This window comes from Streptococcus equinus ATCC 9812 (genome assembly GCF_000187265.1).
GTDB classification, from domain to species: domain Bacteria; phylum Bacillota; class Bacilli; order Lactobacillales; family Streptococcaceae; genus Streptococcus; species Streptococcus equinus.
In genome coordinates this window covers 393,198-414,038 of sequence record NZ_GL698429.1, presented here as the reverse complement: position 1 = coordinate 414,038, position 20,841 = coordinate 393,198, and the positions used below count along the sequence as shown (strand labels likewise).

20 protein-coding genes are annotated in these 20,841 nt (G+C 38.1%); 6 read left to right on the top strand and 14 right to left on the bottom strand.

Annotated features, from left to right (window positions below):
* Nucleotides 1-430: 430 nt before the first annotated feature.
* Entirely contained in the window at nt 431-1,621 is a 1,191-nt protein-coding gene (locus tag HMPREF0819_RS01920; protein WP_004231550.1) for an IS256 family transposase, read from the top strand.
* Nucleotides 1,622-1,807: 186 nt separating this feature from the next.
* On the opposite strand, the gene HMPREF0819_RS01915 is transcribed toward HMPREF0819_RS01920, so the two are convergent.
* The 3 genes from HMPREF0819_RS01915 to guaA form a co-directional block, all read right to left on the bottom strand.
* Entirely contained in the window at nt 1,808-2,563 is a 756-nt protein-coding gene (locus HMPREF0819_RS01915) for a type II CAAX endopeptidase family protein (RefSeq protein WP_004231548.1), read from the bottom strand.
* 150 nt (nt 2,564-2,713) lie between these two features.
* Nucleotides 2,714-3,061 (bottom strand): hypothetical protein, encoded by a 348-nt coding sequence (locus HMPREF0819_RS01910; protein ID WP_176579669.1) that lies wholly within the window; start codon nt 3,059-3,061, stop codon nt 2,714-2,716.
* A gap of 158 nt (nt 3,062-3,219) precedes the next feature.
* On the bottom strand, nt 3,220-4,782 hold the full coding sequence (gene guaA, locus HMPREF0819_RS01905) for a glutamine-hydrolyzing GMP synthase (RefSeq protein WP_004231545.1): 1,563 nt from the start codon (nt 4,780-4,782) through the stop codon (nt 3,220-3,222).
* A 406-nt stretch (nt 4,783-5,188) separates the two neighbouring features.
* On the opposite strand from guaA, the gene HMPREF0819_RS01900 reads away from it, so the two are divergent.
* Both HMPREF0819_RS01900 and HMPREF0819_RS01895 read left to right on the top strand, forming a co-directional pair.
* Nucleotides 5,189-5,683, top strand: coding sequence for a TVP38/TMEM64 family protein (locus tag HMPREF0819_RS01900; protein ID WP_004231543.1), 495 nt, complete (start codon nt 5,189-5,191; stop codon nt 5,681-5,683).
* A gap of 111 nt (nt 5,684-5,794) precedes the next feature.
* Entirely contained in the window at nt 5,795-7,252 is a 1,458-nt protein-coding gene (locus tag HMPREF0819_RS01895) for an alpha-amylase (protein ID WP_004231542.1), read from the top strand.
* A gap of 71 nt (nt 7,253-7,323) precedes the next feature.
* Here the strand turns inward: HMPREF0819_RS01895 and HMPREF0819_RS01890 are convergent, their stop codons facing one another.
* The 9 genes from HMPREF0819_RS01890 to HMPREF0819_RS01850 all read right to left on the bottom strand — a co-directional run bounded on the left by HMPREF0819_RS01890 (nt 7,324) and on the right by HMPREF0819_RS01850 (nt 16,905).
* Nucleotides 7,324-9,060, bottom strand: coding sequence for an ABC transporter ATP-binding protein (locus HMPREF0819_RS01890; RefSeq protein WP_004231541.1), 1,737 nt, complete (start codon nt 9,058-9,060; stop codon nt 7,324-7,326).
* Nucleotides 9,057-10,784 (bottom strand): ABC transporter ATP-binding protein, encoded by a 1,728-nt coding sequence (locus HMPREF0819_RS01885; protein WP_004231540.1) that lies wholly within the window; start codon nt 10,782-10,784, stop codon nt 9,057-9,059. The genes HMPREF0819_RS01890 and HMPREF0819_RS01885 overlap by 4 nt, the downstream gene beginning before the upstream one ends.
* A 22-nt stretch (nt 10,785-10,806) precedes the next feature.
* On the bottom strand, nt 10,807-11,409 hold the full coding sequence (locus tag HMPREF0819_RS01880) for a lysozyme family protein (RefSeq protein ID WP_004231539.1): 603 nt from the start codon (nt 11,407-11,409) through the stop codon (nt 10,807-10,809).
* Nucleotides 11,409-12,386, bottom strand: a complete 978-nt coding sequence (locus tag HMPREF0819_RS01875) for a nucleoid-associated protein (protein ID WP_004231537.1) — start codon at nt 12,384-12,386, stop codon at nt 11,409-11,411. Before HMPREF0819_RS01875 ends, HMPREF0819_RS01880 begins: the two co-directional genes overlap by 1 nt.
* A 42-nt stretch (nt 12,387-12,428) precedes the next feature.
* On the bottom strand, nt 12,429-13,679 hold the full coding sequence (gene glyA, locus HMPREF0819_RS01870; protein ID WP_044023267.1) for a serine hydroxymethyltransferase: 1,251 nt from the start codon (nt 13,677-13,679) through the stop codon (nt 12,429-12,431).
* Between the two features lie 107 nt (nt 13,680-13,786).
* Nucleotides 13,787-14,383 carry an L-threonylcarbamoyladenylate synthase gene (locus tag HMPREF0819_RS01865; protein WP_004231532.1) on the bottom strand — a complete coding sequence of 199 codons (597 nt, stop codon included), beginning with the start codon at nt 14,381-14,383 and terminating at the stop codon, nt 13,787-13,789.
* Entirely contained in the window at nt 14,376-15,206 is an 831-nt protein-coding gene (gene prmC / locus HMPREF0819_RS01860) for a peptide chain release factor N(5)-glutamine methyltransferase (protein WP_004231530.1), read from the bottom strand. The genes HMPREF0819_RS01865 and prmC overlap by 8 nt, the downstream gene beginning before the upstream one ends.
* Nucleotides 15,206-16,285 carry a peptide chain release factor 1 gene (prfA, locus tag HMPREF0819_RS01855; protein WP_004231527.1) on the bottom strand — a complete coding sequence of 360 codons (1,080 nt, stop codon included), beginning with the start codon at nt 16,283-16,285 and terminating at the stop codon, nt 15,206-15,208. The genes prmC and prfA overlap by 1 nt, the downstream gene beginning before the upstream one ends.
* Before the next feature lie 38 nt (nt 16,286-16,323).
* Entirely contained in the window at nt 16,324-16,905 is a 582-nt protein-coding gene (locus HMPREF0819_RS01850) for a thymidine kinase (RefSeq protein WP_044023406.1), read from the bottom strand.
* Between the two features lie 427 nt (nt 16,906-17,332).
* On the opposite strand from HMPREF0819_RS01850, the gene HMPREF0819_RS01845 reads away from it, so the two are divergent.
* From HMPREF0819_RS01845 to HMPREF0819_RS01835, 3 genes are all read left to right on the top strand, one after another.
* Nucleotides 17,333-17,542, top strand: coding sequence for a hypothetical protein (locus HMPREF0819_RS01845; protein WP_044023266.1), 210 nt, complete (start codon nt 17,333-17,335; stop codon nt 17,540-17,542).
* A gap of 95 nt (nt 17,543-17,637) precedes the next feature.
* Nucleotides 17,638-17,823, top strand: a complete 186-nt coding sequence (locus HMPREF0819_RS01840; protein ID WP_002888803.1) for a 4-oxalocrotonate tautomerase — start codon at nt 17,638-17,640, stop codon at nt 17,821-17,823.
* Between the two features lie 118 nt (nt 17,824-17,941).
* Nucleotides 17,942-18,877 carry an FAD:protein FMN transferase gene (locus tag HMPREF0819_RS01835; protein ID WP_004231513.1) on the top strand — a complete coding sequence of 312 codons (936 nt, stop codon included), beginning with the start codon at nt 17,942-17,944 and terminating at the stop codon, nt 18,875-18,877.
* Between the two features lie 51 nt (nt 18,878-18,928).
* On the opposite strand, the gene HMPREF0819_RS01830 is transcribed toward HMPREF0819_RS01835, so the two are convergent.
* Nucleotides 18,929-20,206, bottom strand: a complete 1,278-nt coding sequence (locus tag HMPREF0819_RS01830; RefSeq protein ID WP_004231512.1) for a nucleobase:cation symporter-2 family protein — start codon at nt 20,204-20,206, stop codon at nt 18,929-18,931.
* Nucleotides 20,199-20,780, bottom strand: a complete 582-nt coding sequence (locus tag HMPREF0819_RS01825) for a xanthine phosphoribosyltransferase (protein ID WP_004231510.1) — start codon at nt 20,778-20,780, stop codon at nt 20,199-20,201. Before HMPREF0819_RS01825 ends, HMPREF0819_RS01830 begins: the two co-directional genes overlap by 8 nt.
* Nucleotides 20,781-20,841 lie beyond the last annotated feature (61 nt).

The window sequence follows — 20,841 nt, the reverse complement described above, 5'->3', positions numbered from 1 at the left end:
ATTGAGATTTATTAATTGCATAATATGGACTTCTTAGAATGCGCACAATATAAGGGACTGTAAGATGCAGCAAATGATATGTAAGTTGCAATGCATCCGATTCGTTTACTCTGATCACTGTGTTTTCACTCATAAAATAATCCTCCCTTGCTTATCACAAAAAGGATTGTACGCCCCTGTTTATATCACAATCATCTCACCACAGGAAATATAATGCAGATTTTTCATTTTCCCTGATAAATAACGAAAGGCTTTCCTTCCGGTACAATGACAGGTATAAAAATCGGTATTCTGATATTTCTGTAATTCAGCGCAATAGATAACGTAAAATAAGTTTCGCAAATTCAATTGAATAACAAAATAGACATAGTCTATTGCCATCGGTAAAATTAAGCTACCACACAAAACCCACCGAAGGAGGCAATAAACTATGTCTGATAGCATTATACAGTTAAACGAGGATCTCATAAAGAATAATCTTAAAGATCTCGTCAGGAACAGTGTTGAGGAAACTCTCAACGCTCTACTTGATCACGAAGCTGATGAGCTGATCAAAGCAGATAAATACGAACGTTCAGGAGATCGTCAGGGGTATCGATCCGGTCATTATGACCGGAACTTCACAACGTCCTCAGGTGATGTCACCTTGCACGTCCCCAAACTCAAGGGCGTTCAGTTTGAAACAGCCATCATCGAAAGATACCGTCGCAGAGAATCCTCTGTAGAAGAAGCTCTGATCGAGATGTATCTGGCCGGTGTTTCTGTCCGTCGCATCGAAGATGTTACGGAAGCCCTCTGGGGTTCTAAGGTATCTCCCGGAACCATCAGCAATCTTAACAAAAAAGCCTACGAGCATATCGAAGAATGGCGTATGCGTCCACTTTCCGGGGAGTATCCCTACGTTTATGTAGACGGCATCTATCTTAAACGATGCTGGGGCGGCGAAGTCCAGAACGTCTCCATCCTCATAGCTATCGGCGTCACATCTGATGGATATCGTGAGATCATCGGTGCCACTGAAGGCATGAAAGAAGACCATGAAAGCTGGAAGAACTTCTTTGTTTATTTAAAAGAAAGAGGCCTTTCAGGAGTACGCCTTGTCATTGGGGATAAGTGTCTTGGTATGCTCGAAGCTATTCCGGAAGTCTTTCCAAAAGCCAGGTATCAACGCTGCACAGTTCACTTTTATAGGAACATCTTCACTGCTACTCCACGAATGAAGATGCAGGAAGTGACCCGTATGCTGAAAGCCATCCATGCTCAGGAAGATAAAGCAGCTGCCAGAGAGAAAGCTGAACTGGTCGCCACGAAACTCAGGGAGATGAAACTGTATGCTGCAGCTAAAAAGCTTGAGGACGGCATCGAAGAGACCCTGACTTATATGGAGTTTCCTGTACAGCATTGGCACAGGATCCGCACCAACAATCTGACCGAGCGAGTGAACCGTGAGGTTCGCCGTCGCACAAGGTCTATAGGTGCTTTCCCGGATGGGAACAGTGCACTGATGCTGGTCTGTGCGCGACTTCGCTACGTTGCTTCAAATGATTGGGGTCAGAAAAGATACCTCAACATGAAGCATCTTTATGACCTTGAAACCGAAGCTGACCTGGCGATTGGCTGATGCCAGGCTACCGATGGAATCTGAATTTGCGAAAAAAATTGACACTACCGTGCAGATGTTTCATTAACATCTACACTTATATAGTACGAAACTGGGATTTACGCTTCCTTTTTCTGATACTTATCAAGCAATATTAAGAGACATATCTTTTGCAAGACACCAAATATAACCGAATACTAAAAAGCATTAGTACATAATTCTTTTAACAGCATTGCTCTTTACAAAAATATGTGAAAAAACAATCAAAACTACTGCAGCAACAATATTGCCCCAAATATTCTCTTTTACGCTATATATTCCAGTCAGCGAATTAACAATACTGTGAAACAGAACACACAACCATACACTTCCAGTATTTTTCTTTATACACGCTAAAGCAAAACTTAATCCTAATACATTTACTCCATAGGCTATATAATTTAGCCCTAATTCTGCTCCATTATTAACGTAAAACAAAGGCAAGTGCCACAGCCACCAAACAACACTAACTATAATTGTTGATACAGAATACGAATATTTCTTCTCCAATTCCGGTTGAAAAATATACCTCCATCCAGCTTCCTCTAATCCACCGGCAATTATCATCATAGGTATCATAACAATAATCATATACAACGGTGTTCCTTTTTCATATCCTGAAACCAAACACTGTGTCAGAATATATGCCACAGCAAAAACAACTACCATCAAGTACGAGCTTACACTATGCTTAAAATCAAAAACATTCTTCATCCATTTTTTAAAACTATTAACATTCCCATTCTTTCTTAACACAACATATGAAGCAATCGTCGGTGACCACCCGCCCAATAGATACGGCAAAAATAGCAGATAATTATCTTCTATATTTATACCTGATACACTGCACCATAGAAGTATTCCCCAACATACTATCATAATTAAAAAAGTGTAAAACAAAAAATCCTTAGCTAACTTACTCATTACTATCCTCTTTCACAAATTTAAATTTATTACTCCATCTTGCCATCGCTGTATTTTATAATTATACCCCGAAAGGCAATAATCCGGACGGCATAACGTAAAAAACGGCAGCACCCGAGTTACCCCGAATGCCGCCGCACATACTGTTATTTACCTGCTGTCACGATCAATCTGCTTTCTACCAAATGGTATTCCATGAGCTGCCAACACATCTCTCAGCTTTTGATTTTCTTTTCTGAGACTGTCGTTTTCGGACTTCAATCTGCCACGCTCCATCTGCTCACGAATACTGTCCCTGGAACTGAGCTTTTGTTCCAGTTCCGCAATCTTATTCTTCAGCCCGGCAATGATACCCTTAAGCTTATCAATAAAACTATCCTTCTGGGACAGCTGCTCTGTCAGCTGGTCCACCTGCTTCTGTAATCCAATATCTTTCCGCTTATAGGTTACGTACTTTTTAGCGGCAGTTTGGAGAGTATCATATTCAGCTTCTGTCATGGATACCTTTCGAACACCTCTTGGAATCATTCTTTACTCCAAAACCACTTGGTACGAAGAATGATGCTCCTTCAGAGTACTGTTATCAAATTGTTATCAGAAGAGATTTTCAAATTCAGAAAACCCAGTGTTTTCAAGGCTTTCCGGGCTTTTCGCTATTATTCCCACTCAACTGTTGCTGGTGGTTTACTTGTAATATCGTAGACGATGCGGTTAACGTGGTCAACTTCATTTACGATACGTACTGAGATTTTTTGAAGGACATCCCATGGGATGCGAGCAAAGTCTGCAGTCATACCGTCAATTGATGTGATAGCACGAATAGCGATTGTGTAATCGTAAGTACGTCCGTCACCCATAACACCAACTGAACGAACACCTGTGTTAACTGTAAAATATTGCCAGATATCGCGGTCAAGACCTGCTTTAGCGATTTCTTCACGAAGGATAGCATCAGATTCACGAACAGTTTCAAGACGTTCTGCTGTGATTTCACCCATCACACGGATAGCAAGACCTGGTCCTGGGAATGGTTGACGCCAAACGATTTCATCTGGCATACCAAGAGCTGTACCAAGAGCACGAACTTCGTCTTTGAAAAGTGTGTTAAGTGGTTCAATCAATTCAAATTGCATGTCTTCTGGAAGACCACCAACATTGTGGTGTGATTTGATTGTTTGTGCTGTATCAGTACCTGATTCGATAACGTCTGTGTAAAGAGTACCTTGTGCTAAGAAGTCAACACCTTTAAGTTTGCTTGCTTCGTCGTCAAATACACTGACAAATTCATTACCAATGATTTTACGTTTTTTCTCTGGATCATCAACGCCAGCAAGAAGGTCTAAGAAACGTTTTGAAGCATCAACACGGATGATGTTCAAACCGAATTTACCACCAAGCATGTTCATAACTTGGTCACCTTCTCCTTTACGAAGAAGACCATGGTCAACAAAAATACATGTCAATTGATCACCGATAGCGCGTTGCAAAAGGACACCTACAACTGATGAGTCAACACCACCTGAAAGTCCAAGAAGAACTTTACGGTCACCAACTTTTTGACGAATTTCATTAATTTGCAAATCAATGAAGTTATCCATTGACCAATCGCCTTTAGCACCACAGATTCGGAAAGCAAAGTTACGTAAAATATCATTACCATATACTGAGTGGCGAACTTCTGGGTGGAATTGGATACCGTAGATGTTTTTCTCAGTATTTTCAATTGCTGCGTAAGGGCAATCGGCAGAGTCCCCAACCAAGTGGAAGCCTGCAGGAATTTCAGTAACGGCATCACCGTGGCTCATCAAAACAGTTTGCTCTTCTGGTGTTTCAGCAAAAAGTTCTGATGTTGCTTTCAAGCGAAGTGTTGATTGGCCATACTCACTGTGACCAGTTTGTCCAGCAGGGACAACTTTACCACCGAGTTTATCAGTCAACAATTGCATACCATAGCAGATACCAAGAATTGGAATACCCAATTCAAAAATTTCTTCGTCAATGCCAAAAGCATTATCAGCATAAACTGAATTTGGACCACCTGAAAGTACGATACCAATTGGGTTGATTTCACGAACTTCGTCTGCTGTGATTTTGTGGCTTCGTAATTCTGAGAAAACACCAAATTCACGAATACGACGAGCAATCAATTGGTTGTACTGGCTACCATAGTCAAGAACAATGATTTTTTGAACATCGTTCAAAGTAGAATTGTCAGTCATTATTACCCTTTCTATTAACGTCAGCCCTTTGGCTAACAGTATTCACCTTAATTGTAGCATAAATTTACACATTTAGCAGTAGATTTTAGGTATCTTATTAAAATTTAAAGCACAAAAAGCAAGCGGCTGGGAAAACCACTTGCTTAGGAGTTATATGAAAAGTTTTCAGGATAATTATATTATATGATTTTCTGACTTCTACTACATCCGTCTTAAGACCTATTTTGATAAAATCGTTAGCATATCTTTAGAAAAAGTTTTACAATAATATCATGAAAAAGTAGATTGGAGATGGCGCTTTCTGTTTCAACATTACAAACTTATTCAAAGACTAATTCACATTCTGTCTGCAGTTATTTTCATTACATCATGTATCTGTATTTTCTGGCTTTATCAGCATGGTTATTTGACTAACCAGGAAAAAATACAGATTCTTATCGGTCAGGATAAAGTTTGGGGAGTAATTTTCTTTACCGTTTTTCAGATGATGCAAGTCGTCATCCCTATCGTTCCTGCTAGCATAACAATGATGCTTGCTGTAATGACATTTCATCCTGTAGTTGGTGTTTTAACAAGCAGTATTGGTATTATCCTAGGGTCAACAATTTTGTTTTTACTCACGCGTTGGTATGGCAAACGCTTCTGCCTTCTCTTTATTAAAGAAAACACGCTTAAAAAATACAAAGATTTAATCGAACAACATAAGTCATTTACAGTAATCTTTATTATTGGTATGACACTGCCTTTTGCACCAGCAGATTTACTTGTCATGTTAGCTGCTTTGAGTAACATGTCACTCAAAACATTTTCAAAAATCATTGTCATCTGCAAACCTATTTCAATCATCGGTCACATTCTACTTCTTTTTTATGGTGGTGAATGTTTTTTACATATTATGTAAAAGTCTGAGAAAAATCTCAGGCTTATTTTTATTTTTTGTTACGCAAACGTTTGCATAATTTTATTTTTTTGGTAAAATGAAAGAAAGAACTTTCTTTTTGAGGTGTTTTTAATGACAAATGAAACTTTAATGCAGTACTTTGAATGGTATCTGCCAAACGATGGTAAACACTGGATGCGATTAGCGGCTGATGCTCCCACACTTGCTCAAAATGGTATCACAAAAATTTGGATGCCTCCAGCTTTTAAGGCTACACATGATGGCGACGTTGGTTATGGCGTTTATGATCTTTTTGATCTCGGTGAATTTGACCAAAAAGGGACTATCCGAACAAAATATGGAACAAAAGCTGACTATCTACATGCAATTTCTGCTTTAAAAGCAAATCATATTGCACCTTTAGCTGATGTTGTCTTAAATCACAAAGCTGCTGCTGACCATACTGAAACTTTTTCCGTTGTCGAAGTTGCCCCCGATGACCGTACAAAAATCATCAGTAAACCTTTTGACATTGAGGGCTGGACAAACTTCACTTTTGATGGTCGACATAAAGCTTACAATGATTTTGAATGGCATTGGTACCACTTTACTGGAACGGATTATGATGTAAAAACTGGTAAAAACGGTATTTTCCAAATTCAGGGTGACAACAAAGGTTGGGCAAATCAAGATTTGGTTGATGGCGAAAATGGCAATTACGATTATCTTATGTATGCTGACCTTGATTTTAAACACCCAGAAGTTATCAAAAATATCTATGACTGGGCAGAGTGGTTCGTCAAAACAACAGGAGTTTGTGGTTTTCGCTTGGATGCTATTAAACACATTGATTCATTCTTTATGAGCAATTTCATCCGCGATATGAAGGAAAAATACGGTAAAGACTTTTATGTTTTTGGCGAATTCTGGAACGATGATGAAAAAACTAACAACGATTATCTTGAAACGACTGAGTACCGCTTTGACCTAATCGACGTTCGACTCCACCAAAATCTTTTTGAAGCAAGCAAAGAAAAAGCTTATTACGACTTGCGAGAAATTTTTAATCATACTTTGGTGAAAAATCAGCCTAATTCTGCTGTTACTTTCGTTGACAATCATGATACCCAACGAGGGCAAGCACTTGAATCTACAATTGAAGAATGGTTCAAACCAGCGGCTTACGCTCTCATCTTACTTCGCCAAACTGGTCTTCCATGCATCTTCTACGGTGACTACTACGGCATTTCAGGTGAATTTGCACAACAAGACTTTCAAGATGACATTGATAAATTACTTTTCTTAAGACAAGCAGCTGTTTACGGCAAAGAAATGAACTATTTTGACAATCCAAATTGTGTTGGTTGGACTTATCTTGGAAATGAAGAGCACCCTACTTCTCTTGCTGTTTTAATCAACAACAAACATTCTACAGCAAAACGAATGTTTGTTGGCAAAAAATGGACAGGAAAAACTTTTACCGATTATCTCGGAAATCAAACTGCTACTATCACTATCGACGAAGAAGGTTACGGCAGTTTTCCAGTTGGCGCAGAATCCGTCTCTGCTTATATTCCACAAGATCAATAAATCTTATAAAACAAAAAAACGATTAGACTTTAAATCTAATCGTTTTTACATAATTATTTTTATGTATTAGATCATCCAGCTTGTGCTGTTTGCATTTGATAGTAGACACCTTGTTTTGCCATTAATTCTACATGTGTGCCATGTTCAACAATATCTCCATCAACCATGACTAAAATACAGTCAGCTGATTGGATAGTTGATAAACGGTGAGCAATGATAAAGCTTGTACGCCCTTGCATCAATTTTTCGAAAGCTTCTTGAACTAGCACTTCTGTACGTGTATCAATAGATGATGTTGCTTCATCAAGTATCAAGATTTTTGGTAATTTCACAAAAATACGTGCAATCGTCAAAAGCTGACGTTGTCCTTGAGACAGTGAAGCTCCAGCATCAGCCAAATATGTATCATAACCATTTGGTAATTGACGGATGAAGAAATCTGCGTTAGCTGCTTTTGCCGCTTGGATAACTTCTTCACGTGTTGCTTGAGGATTACCATAAGCAATATTGTCATGGATTGTTCCAACTTTTAGCCAAGTCTCTTGCAGAACCATACCAATTTGCTTGCGAAGTTCCTCAACAGAATAATCAGCCATCGATACACCATCCAAATAAATGGCTCCACTATTTACTTCATAAAAACGCATCAAGAGATTAATCAATGTTGATTTTCCTGCTCCTGTCGGACCTACAATAGCCACTTTTGAAGCTGCTGGAATAGACAAACTCAAGTGATTAATCAATGTTTTCTGAGGAGTGTAACCAAATGACACGTCTTTAAATTCAATTTGTCCTTGAATCTTGTCCTCATCAAGTTCCTCAGTTACTGGAAGAGGCTCATTTTCTTCATCCAAGATGGTATAAAGGCGATCTGCACAGGCAATGGCTCCTTGCAATTCTGACAAGACTGATGAAATATCATTGAAAGGTTTAGTATATTGGTTAACATAATTCAAAAACGTTGTTAACTGACCAACTGTAAAGGCACCTGACATGATGCGCAACGCTCCCACTCCTGCAAGCAACGCATAAATCAAGCTATTGATAAAACGCGTTGAAGGATTGACGGTTGATGAGTAGAAAATTGCACCTTGTGAATAATCTGCGTAGGTATCATTGATTTCAGTGAAAGTATCAATCGCTGCTTCTTGTGCGTTAAAGACATGCAATAAGCTCTCTTGACGAATCATCTCTTCGATATATTGTGTCTGACGACCACGAGATTTGGTTTGCTTTTGGTAAAGGTGATAACTCTTATTAGCGATAAATCGTGCTAAGAAAAGAGAAAGTGGCGTTAAAACCAATACCAAACCAAGCATCAGAAAATCAATATCAGCCATCGTAACAATGGTAATGATAATAGTCAAAATACCAATAAAAAATTGATTGAAAACCATCAAAAGACCATTACTTAATTGCTCTGCATCAGTCGTTACACGACTAACCAAATCTCCAGAACTTTTCTTATCAAGATAAGCAATCGGCATTTGATTTAATTTTTCCATTACCCTTTGACGCAAATCGTAAATATAACCAAAGGTTAAACGATTATAAATCAATGGATTAAGCCACTGAATTAAAGTATTCACCGCGACAACAACAAGCATTTTTATGATGATTGGCAAAATCAAAGTCAATGATTTTGGAGAAAGAACGACATCGACTGCGTTACCAATCAAAACAGGAAGGTAAACAGTCAATGCGACTTGGGCAGTCGTACCAAGCGTTGCTCCAATAACAAGTCCTTTTTGAGAAAAGAGGTCTTTAAACAAGCGACGAGTTGTAGTTGATTGATTTCTTGCTTTCATGCTCTGACCTCCTCTTTTTGGTGTTGTGAATAGTGAATTGCTCGATAAACATCATTATCCGCTAACAATTCTTCATGGCTTGCAAAACCAAGCTGTTGACCTTTATCTAAAAGCAAGATTTTATCTGCTGCTTTTAAACTATTAGTACGTTGTGAAATCAAAATAAGCGTCACATCACTGAGTTTTTTATGAATGGCAGACAGCAGCTTCGCTTCTGTCAAATAATCAAGTGCTGACGTTGAGTCATCTAAAATCAATAATGGAGCTTTTTGAACCAAGGCACGAGCAATTGTCAAACGCTGACGCTGCCCGCCAGAAAAATTGCGTCCAAAAGCTTCAACCACTGCATCCAACTGTCCTTCTTTTTCTGAAACAAAATCACTGGCTTGCGCAATATCCAAAGCACGCCAAAGCTCATCATCGCTCACTTCGCGATTGATTCCCAACGTCAAGTTAGAGCGAATTGTTCCTTGGAAAAGCTCTGCTTTTTGTGGCACAACATTAACCCAAGAACGCCACTGACCAAGTGTTTTGGGTGACTGATGATTTTGGAAAATAGCTAAGCTACCAGCTTGTGGTGTATAAAGGTGTACCAGTAAATCAACCAAGGTAGATTTCCCTGAACCAGTTCCGCCAATAACGCCTAAAAAGTCACCAGGATTTAAATTAAAATCAATGTGAGATAAAGATGGCTCCGCAGCTGTTGGATAGGTAAAGCTCATATCGTCTACACAAACCGCGTAGTCAGATGACACTTGCTCAAACGCCATCTCCAAATCCTCAGACTCTTTCTCAAATACTTCCGTGATACGTTTTGCACTGATAAATGATTGATTCAAAGATGTCACAAGCATCGTCATCTTAAGCAGCTCTGTCAAAATTTGCAAAAGATAGTTAACCAAGGCAATTAACATTCCTTGAGATAGCAAACCTTTTCCAATTTGAAGATTTCCTTGCCAGATAACTAGGATAAGCGTGCTATTAACAACAAGATAAGTTAGCGGTATTACCAAACTTGATAGACGCCCTGCTTTTAACTGTAAATCTGTATAATCTTGGTTGGCAACAGCAAATTCTTTTTCTTCTTTATCAACTTGACCAAAAGCACGAATGACACGGACACCTTCTAATTGTTGGCGAGTCATATTAACAATTTTATCCGTTGCCAGACGAATCTTAGCATAAATTGGATTCAGTAAGTGCGACATAGCAAAAACAATAGCAAATAGGATCACAACCATAACCAAAAAGTCTAAGGTCATCTTTGGACTAATGTTAAATGCCATAATGATAGCGCCAAAAACAATAATCGGTGCGCGTAAAAACAAACGTAAAAACTGATTAATTCCAGTTTGAATCTGGTAGGTATCACTGGTTAAACGTGTCACCAAACTTGATGTTGTCAACTTATCTCGATCTTCTTTACTCAGGCCCATGATTTTTTTGAATAAATCTTTTGTCAGCTGACGAGTATAGCCAACTGCAGCTTTTGAAGAAAAATACTGTGCAGTAAGTGCAACAATGACACCAATAATCGCAAACAAGAACAAGAGTCCAATCATCAAAATAAGACTGCCTTTATTTTCACTTGGAATGATTGTATCAACAATCCTTGCAATAATAATTGGAACTAACAGTTCAAAGGTTGCTTCAAACAATTTGAAAAGGGGACCTAAGATTGTCTCCTTAAGGTACCCTTTAAAATAACGACTTAATTCTCTCATACTTCTCTCTAAACCTTACTAGTTAGAATAAGCTCATTAATTCAATCAAATAAAGATTAAAATGAACTTCACGCGAGTAGTAGATATTTCCACCATTTCGATATAATTGTCCGCCTGAAATCAAAGCAAGCGGATGATAGTAAAAATAAGATTCACCAGTCGTATTACCAAGACTTGGAGCTACTACGTCGCGCGAGTAAGTTTTAGCTAAAGTAATTGTATTTTTACTACCGTGTTTTGCAACATAATCAATGTATGATGTCCCAAAGTTGTATGCCTGAACAGCTGTCCAAACATCAACCCCTGCTTCAGCAGCCAAGGAAAGATTTTCTGAAAGAACAGTGACACCTTGACGAATGCTGGTCTTACTATCAGAAATGGAATTGACAACACCATCATAGCTTTCGCTTGATTGCATGACGTCACAATCGTACCCTTTAGTTTCCGTGTAAATCATGGCCAAAACCAGCTCAACATTTGCTGTTGTATCATTGTCATCTAAAATCTCTTTAACCATGCTTTTGTACTGCAAAACGTTTTTGACATTTTCGTGTGTGACATAAACCTGATAGCCACAGAAAAGAACAAAAGCAAGGACAATCAGACGTTTTAAGAACTTAAACATTATTTATTTTGAATATCCTCTATGTTTTTTATCAAGATGGAATAAGTTCCATTTGGATTTTGAATGAATTCTACCGATTCGGCATCCTCATAAACATTATTAGGAACAATCAACTGAATTCCATTTGACAGAGAAAGTTTCTGGTTCTCTAATTTTTTTGTCTGACGTGAATGATCGATATCCAATACCTGAATAGGCTCTGGAATGCTTTCTTTCAATTCATCAACAAAAGTCAAACGAGCTGTCAAATTATTATCAAAAAGCTGATCTGCCAATTTTTCAGGCGAGAGTTCTTGCTCTTCTTCCAAATTTTTGTAAATGGCTGCTTTCATTTTAGATTGGAAAGCAAAATCATCTTGCTGGAAGTTTTCAGCAATTTTTTGTGCGGTTTGTTCAACCATCTTAATCGATTTTTTGACGGATTGCTCTGGTTGGACTTGCAACAAATTCTCTGAAAAATAATTAACAAAGCTTCCATTATGCTTAATACGTTTTTCAATCAGATAATAATTGCGATTGCTACGATTAATGACTAAAGCTTCATCAGGCATTTGCGCTGCTGATGGAAAATTATTTTGTGTTACTTTGATTGGACTTTCGCTATCACTTGAAATGTGAGTGAAGTTCTCTCTCAATGTTACACGAAGAAAAGCAAAGTGTTCAACACCGTCTTTATCAAATTGGATAAAAACCAAATCATTTGTCTTTTGATTATCAGAGATGACAAATTCTTCTTTCCAAAGCTGTGCAATCTTAACTGATGATTCCATCAAATCATCAGTTAAGTAACTAAGAAAAACATTGTCTTCTGAAAAAGTTCCACGTTTAGCTTCGTCAGAAAAAACTTTGCTCAATTTTTTACGAAAATACTCGTCAATACGAGGTGTAATTGTCAATAACTGATCTGACAAAATTAGCTTAGTATCATTCGGAGAAAATTGATGGATAACAATACGTTTTATATATAAATCAATCATGGTTATTTGCGAGCGAGCCTAAAAGTTAGACTCAGCTGTTCGTTAATAAAGTGGGAAAGCATCAGTCAATGCTTTAACCTCACGACGAACCTCCTCTAAAATAGTTTCATTTTGATAATTTTCAAGAGTTTTAACAATCAACTCAGCTATAGTTCGTGATTCTTTTTCTCCCATTCCACGGCTTGTGATAGCTGGCGTTCCGATACGAATACCAGAAGTTTTAAATGGAGAAAGTGTTTCAAATGGAATTGAATTCTTATTAAGTGTGATATTTACAGACTCAAGGAGATTTTGGGCTAATTTCCCATTTTCAACCACTTTTGTCACATCTACAAGAAAGACATGGTTATCTGTTCCACCTGAAATGACACGAAATTCAGAGTGGTTTGCAAACACTTCAACCATAGCTGCAGCGTTTTTAATCACTTGCTCACCATATTCTTTGAATGCTGGATCTAGTGCTTCTTTCAAAGCGACAGCTTTACCTGCAATAACATGCATCAAAGGGCCACCTTGAAGTCCAGGAAAGACAGCGGAATTAATCTTTTTAGCGATAGCTTCATCATTCGTCAAAATCAAACCGCCGCGAGGACCACGAAGAGTCTTGTGAGTTGTTGTCGTAGTGACATGCGCATAAGGAACTGGACTTGGATGAAGACCTGCTGCAACTAAACCAGCAATGTGAGCCATATCAACCATCAAGTATGCACCGACGCTATCTGCGATTTCACGGAAACGTTTAAAATCAATGATACGTGAATAAGCTGATGCGCCTGCAACGATAAGTTTTGGCTTCACTTCTTTTGCTTGCTCAGCTAACTTATCATAGTCAATACATTCTGTGACAGGATCAACTGTGTAAGAGACAAAATGATATGTTTTTCCTGAAAAGCTCACAGCAGCTCCGTGTGTCAAATGTCCACCAGCTGCTAAATCCATCCCCATCACAGTATCACCTGGTTGGATTAAAGCCATATAAGCAGCGGCATTAGCTTGACTTCCTGAGTGCGGTTGAACATTAGCAAATTTAGCTCCAAATAGTTGCTTTGCGCGTTCGATAGCCAAATTTTCGACAACATCCACGCAATCGGTTCCTCCATAGTAACGTTTACCAGGATAGCCTTCAGCATACTTATTCGTTAGTAAACTTCCTTGTGCTGCCATAACAGCTTTAGAGACAACATTTTCTGAGGCAATTAGCTCAATATTATTTTGTTGACGAACTTCTTCAGCAGAAATTGCCGCCCAAAGTTCTGGGTCAAATGCTTCATAGTTTTCCTTGTCAAAAATCATATCCTTATCTCCTTTTGATAAGATCACGTCACATTCCTTAAATCGCAAGAATTACTCTTTAAAGTCTGTAAAAGCCAAAACAGTAAAAAGAATATCCAAAAAAATACCTAATCCGCAAAAGTCAACTCTGGCACACAAGCTAACAACTCTTCCTTAGTGATGGCACCTTGACGAAGAATACGAGCAGACTCACCAGACAAATCTAAAATCGTCGAATCAACACCTGTAAGCGCAGCATCATCAGAAAGTCCTGTTACATTATTGCCGAATTGCTTTTTTATATCAGCAAATATTTTCCCACTTTCTTTTCCAGAAATGTTAGCTGACGGACCAATCAATGGACCTGTCTTTTTAATCAATTCTAGAGTCTGTGGATGTTTTGGAATTCTAAAACCAATTGTTGATAAGCCAGAATTGATCCAAGCTGGCACACGGTCATTTGCTTGTAAAATAATCGTCAGCGGACCGGGTAAAAAAGTATCATATATTTTTTTCAAATAGCTAGGTTGATTTTTCGAAAAAGCTAAAATAGTTTCGTAATCTGCTACGTTTAAATTCATGGCTTTTTCTTTTGGACGACGCTTGAGTTGGTAAACATGCTCTACCGCATCCTCATTCATCGCTTGAGCAAATAATCCATAAACCGTTTCTGTCGGCAGAATCACCGCCCCACCTGACTGAAGAATTTCTTCCAAATTAGCCATTATCCATCACGACCATTCTATCTTTACCAAATACATCTTGTAGAACACGGACACGTTTTTCAGGAAAATGCTGCGCTAACAGACGACGCATACCATCTCCCTGCTTGTATCCAATTTCAAAATAAAGTTTTCCATTCTCAGTCAAGTGACTATTTGCACCTTCGATAATGCGACGATAAATCGCAAAACCATCTTCATCCGCAAAAAGCGCCAAATGTGGTTCTGAAGCAAGAACATTAACACCAACCTCACCCTCGTCATCATAAGCAATGTATGGAGGATTTGAGATAATTACATCAAATTTTCCTGAAATCTGATTAAAAACATCTGACTCAATAAAATCAAGTGACACTTGTTTTCTCTCACTGTTTTCTTTTGCCAATTGCAAAGCTTCTGATGAGATATCTGATGCTGTCACGTGCCAATCCGGACGCGCACTCTTAAGTGAAATCGCAATCGCTCCACTACCAGTGCCAATATCTAAAATCTGCAAGTCAGCTTTGCTATTTTCCTTCAAAACCAAATCAACTAGCTCTTCTGTCTCAGGTCGTGGAATCAAGACACGCTCATCAACATCAAGTTCTAAATCACGAAAGTAAGCTTTCCCAGTGATGTACTGAGGTGAACGGTGCTCTTTTAACTGGCTCATGATGTCTTCTATCAGAGCTTGATCTTGAGTAGAAACATCTTTATTTTGATGCAAAATGAAATCGAGCAGGCTCCAGCCTTTTAGCTCACGAAAAACGTAAGCCAAATTTTCTGGATCCTCACCAATTTCTTGTAATTGTTTTTCTAATCGGCTGATTGTTTCAGCGTAATTCATTATTTATTCAACTCTTCTAGTTTCTTAGTTTGATCAAATAAAACAAGGGCATCGATAATTTCGTCTAGTTTACCAGACAAAATGCTGTCAAGCTTTTGCAATGTCAAGCCAATACGGTGGTCAGTCACACGGTTTTGTGGGAAGTTATATGTACGGATACGTTCAGAACGATCACCAGTTCCGACTGTAGATTTACGTTCCGCATCTTGTTCATTTTGAGCGATTTGAGCAAAGTGGTCAGCAACACGCGCACGGATAACTTTCATGGCTTTATCTCGGTTCTTTTGTTGTGTACGTTCTTCTTGCATTTCAACTTTGATACCAGTTGGAATGTGGACCATACGAACGGCAGTTGCAACTTTGTTGACGTTTTGTCCACCAGCACCTGATGCGTGGTAGATATCTACACGCAAATCTTTTGGATCGATTTCGTATTCAACTTCTTCTACTTCTGGCATAACAAGGACAGTAGCTGTTGATGTGTGAACACGACCTTGGCTTTCGGTTACAGGGACACGTTGAACACGGTGGGCACCTGATTCATATTTCAATTTAGAGTAAACTGATTGACCTGAAACCATGACAACAACTTCTTTGATACCTCCAACACCATTGTAAGAAGCTTCCATGACGTCAAATTTCCAACCTTGGCTTTCAGCGTATTTTTGATACATTTGAAGAAGGTCTCCAGCAAATAGAGCTGCTTCATCACCACCAGCAGCACCACGAATTTCCAAGATGATATTTTTATCATCATTAGGATCTTTTGGTAATAGAAGGATTTTTAGTTTTTCTTCATATTCTTCTTTTGCTGCTTTAGATTCTTTAAGCTCTTCTTTTGCCATTTCTTCAAGTTCTGGATCACCACCAGCATCTTTAATCATTTCTTCAGCATCTTCAATGTTTTGAAGAACTTTTTTGTATTCACGGTAAACGGCCACAGTTTCACGTGTACTTGCTTCTTCTTTAGACAAAGCCATGAAGCGTTTTGTGTCACTAACGACATCTGGGTCACTTAGCAATTCTCCCAATTCTTCATAACGGTCTTCAACCGCTTGTAGCTGATCATAAATGTTCATTTGTTATCGATTAACCTCTCTTTTGCAAATTCATTTTCTTATTTTTCTTTGGAAATCATTGGATTAAAATAATGTTTACGGCAAACGGGGATATAGGTTTCGTTGCCACCGATTTGAATTTGATTTCCTTCGTAAACAGGCTTGCCATTTTCAGTTCGCAAGACCATGGTTGCTTTTTTAGAACAAAACTGACAAATGGTTTTAATCTCGTCAATTTTATCTGCTAATAGCAGTAGATATTTGGAGCCTTCGAACAATTCGTTTTGAAAATCATTTTTTAACCCAAAAGCCATCACAGGAACGTCCAAATCATCAACAACACGCGCCAAATCATAGACATGCTTTTTCGTTAAAAATTGACATTCATCAATTAAAACGCAGTATGGTTTTTCTGGTAAAGCTTTGACGTATTCAAAAACATCCATCTCATTTGTAATTGCAATAGCTTCACGACGCATACCGATACGACTTGAAACAATACCATACCCATCACGTGTATCAAGAGCTGATGTCATGATAACAACAGGTTTTCCTTGTTCTTCATAATTGTGAGCTACTTTTAAAATTTCGATGGTTTTACCAGAATTCATGGTTCCATACTTATAATAGAGTTGAGCCAAAAGTGACAATCCTACCTTCTACTAATATTCTTCTATTCTACCATAAAATCACCGTGGATTAAACCAGGTAACCAGCAATTCAAAAAGTATCTGCTTAATTAATGCGATACGAGTAACATTTGAATGCACAAAAAAGCTAGTAGCAACACACTACTAGCCCTTATTACTCATAAAAAATCAGTGACCAACACAAAAAATACCTAACGCATTAAAGAGCGACAAAACATCACCCACCCTGCGGTTAAGTTGTTAAAGCTTAGTTATATTATAGCATAGCACTCATGTAGATTAGATAACATTTCATTAAAAGAATCACAATTGTATTACGAGAATGTGTATACAAATTTTCAAAACTTATTGACGGAAAAATTACTTTGGAGTATTTTATACATTGAAAGAAATAAACTAATTTGTGGAGGTTATAGCCATGAAAATTGGATTTAGAAAACCAAGTTTAAAAAAGAACTTGAGGGCTCGTACTACAGGTAAATGGAAAAGGCAAGCCAAAAAGACTATTATTCCAGGATATGGCAAAAAAGGATCTGGCTGGATTAAAAATCCTAAAAAAGCGGCCTACAATAAGGTTTATCATAAAACAACATTTGGCTTATCTGATATTTTAAAACTTTTTAAATAGAATAAAAAAACATTCCCTATTTTCCCGATAAGCACTGAATTTTACTGCTAAATATGCTAAAATTGTAGTGTTAATTTATTTTAAAGGAGATTCTTATGCCATTCGTAAAAATCGATTTATTCGAAGGTCGAACACAAGAACAAAAAGTTGAGCTTGCTCGCGAAGTAACTGAAGTTGTTTCACGTATCGCTAAAGCTCCAAAAGAAGCTATCCACGTTTTCATCAACGATATGCCTGAAGGTACTTACTACCCACATGGCGAAATGAAAAAGAAAAACTAATTTTTCATTATAACTAACAAGCCACCTTTTATAGGCGGCTTTTTTATCATTATTAAATAATTGCTTTTTAAACTAGAAACATTATGCTAAACTAAGAAAGATTTTGGAAGGTGAACACATGCAATTAAGTCATAGCATAAAAATGATGGGAACAATCATCGATATCCTTATTGAGTCTGACACTCCTGAAAAACATATCAATGACGTCTGCCACCTATTAACAATCTATAAAAATCGTTTCAGTGCAAACGATGCTGATTCTGAGCTTATGGTGATTAACAACAGCTCCGGCATTGATCCTGTCAGTGTTCACCCAGATTTATTTGAGCTGACACAGCTTGGTAAAACGCACAGCCTCACTCATCCAGGAAATCTCAATATTGCTATCGGTCCATTGGTGCAAAGCTGGCGCATTGGTTTTGTCGATGCGAATGTCCCAAATCCTAAAAAAATTCAAAATGCGCTAGCCTTGTCAAATCCTAATAATATTATTCTAAATCCTGATAAGAAGAGTATTTTCCTCAGCCAAAAAGGAATGAAAATTGACCTCGGTGCTCTAGCTAAAGGTTATATCGCTGATAAAGTCATGGACTATCTAAAGTCTGAAAAAGTCACTTCTGCCATGATTAACCTTGGTGGCAATGTTCTCGTTTACGGTGACAATCCAAAACAAGAAAACGGCATTTGGCGAATTGGTATCCAAAATCCGAAAACCACTCGTGGGAATAATATCGGAATTTTATCTCTCAAAAATAAATCTGTTGTCACTTCAGGCATCTACGAACGACATTTGCGAATTGGTCACAAAGATTACCACCACATTTTTGACCGAAAAACTGGCTATCCAATTGAAACTGACATGGCAAGTCTAACCATTGTTTCTGATTTATCTGTTGACTGTGAAATATGGACGACAAAACTCTTTGGGCTACCAATCATACAAGCTCTAACCACCATTCAAAATACACCAAATATCGAAGGCATTCTCATCACAAAAGACAATCGCCTAGCCATTACTAGCGGGTTAAAATCGCATTTTCAGATGCTACGATAAATTAAAAGCCATTCTAGAGAATTATAGAATGGCTTATTTATATCTAAACGCTTATTTTTTTTGTTTCCCGTTTAAAATCAAATTAAGAACAACAGCGAATAATGCGGCAATGACAATACCGTTTGTTAAGAACATTTGAACTGTGTTTGGAAGGCTAACAAAGAGATTTGTTCCGTTAAAACCAACACCACAAGCGATTGAGACTGCAGCAATGATAAAGTTATATTCGTTATTTTCGAAATCAACTTTATGTAACATTTGAATCCCTTGAAGGGCAACCATACCAAATAGGACAATCATGGCACCACCAAGAACTGGACTTGGAATCATTTGTGCCATAGCACCGAATTTTGGAAGAAGTCCAAGGATAACAAGGAACAAGGCTGTGTAGTAGATTGGACGGCGTGTTTTGATTCCAGAAATACGAACCAAACCAACGTTTTGAGAGAATCCTGTATATGGGAAAGTATTGAAAATACCACCGAGAAGAACAGCTGCACCTTCTGCACGGTAACCATTGCGAAGTCGTTTACTGTCAAGGTTTTCACCAGTCAAATCTGAAAGCGCAAGGTAAACACCAGTTGATTCAACCATTGAAACGGTTGCGATGATACACATCATAATGATTGATGTGATTTCAAATTTTGGTGCACCGAAGTAAAATGGTTGTGGAATATGAACAAGCGGAGCGTTAGCAACAACTGAAGTATCAACTAAGCCCATAAACGCTGCTACAATCGTACCACCAATCAAACCAATCAAGATAGAAATTGATTTAATAAAACCTTTAGCAAAGATATTAACCACAAGCACAATAGCAATTGTCACAAGTGCTAAAATCAAAGACTGAGCTGTTGGTGTATCAGCGTTATCACCCATATTACCAATCGCAACTGGAATCAATGTCAGACCAATTGTTGTGATGACGGAACCTGTTACAACCGGTGGGAAGAAATCGGCGATTTTTGAGAAAATACCTGAAATCAAAATCACATAGATACCAGAGACAATCAAAGCACCAAACATGTAACCTGAACCTTGTTTTGCACCGATGATTGATAATGGAGCTACAGATTGGAAGGCACAACCAAGAACAACTGGAAGCCCTACTCCAAAATACTTACGCAATTGGAGCTGTAAGAAAGTAGCAACCCCACACATGAAAATATCAGTTGAGATTAGGTAGGTTAATTGCTCAGCTGAATAATTAAGTGCGCTTGCAATCATAATTGGTACGAGGATTGAACCTGCGTACATAGCAAGTAAATGTTGCAAACCTAGGATTGCTGCTTGTGGGTGATTTTGTTCATTCATTTCCATTTTATGCATCTGCCTCCGTAAAGATGACTTTTCCATCTTTGAATTCTTTGATACGAGCAAGTGATGTTACAGGAACACCTGCTTCTTCAAGTAAGTGACGACCTGTTTGGAAAGATTTTTCGATAACGATACCGATACCAGCGACTTTGGCACCTGCTTGACCAATGATTTCAAGAAGACCTTTGGCTGCTTGACCATTTGCTAAGAAATCATCAACGATAAGAACTGTATCATCTTCTGACAAGAATTTACTTGCAATTGATACCGTGCTTGTCACGCGCTTAGTGAATGAGTAGACCTCAGCAGTTAGGATGCCTTCTGTCATTGTGATGTTTTTAGCTTTTTTAGCAAAAATCATCGGAACACCCATAGCTTGTGCTGCATAAAGAGCTGGCGCAATACCTGATGCTTCGATTGTAACAACTTTTGTGATACCAGCTTCTTTATAAGCTTCGGCAAAAACTTTACCAATTTCTTGCATTAGTTCAAAGTCAACTTGGTGTGTAAGGAAACTATCTACTTTTAAGATATCCTCACCCAAAACATTCCCATCTTTTAAGATGCGTTCTTCCAATAATTTCATGGATTCTCCTTTTAAATCTTATTAAAAATTGGATTGTCAAAACTAACAACTTACTCTGAAG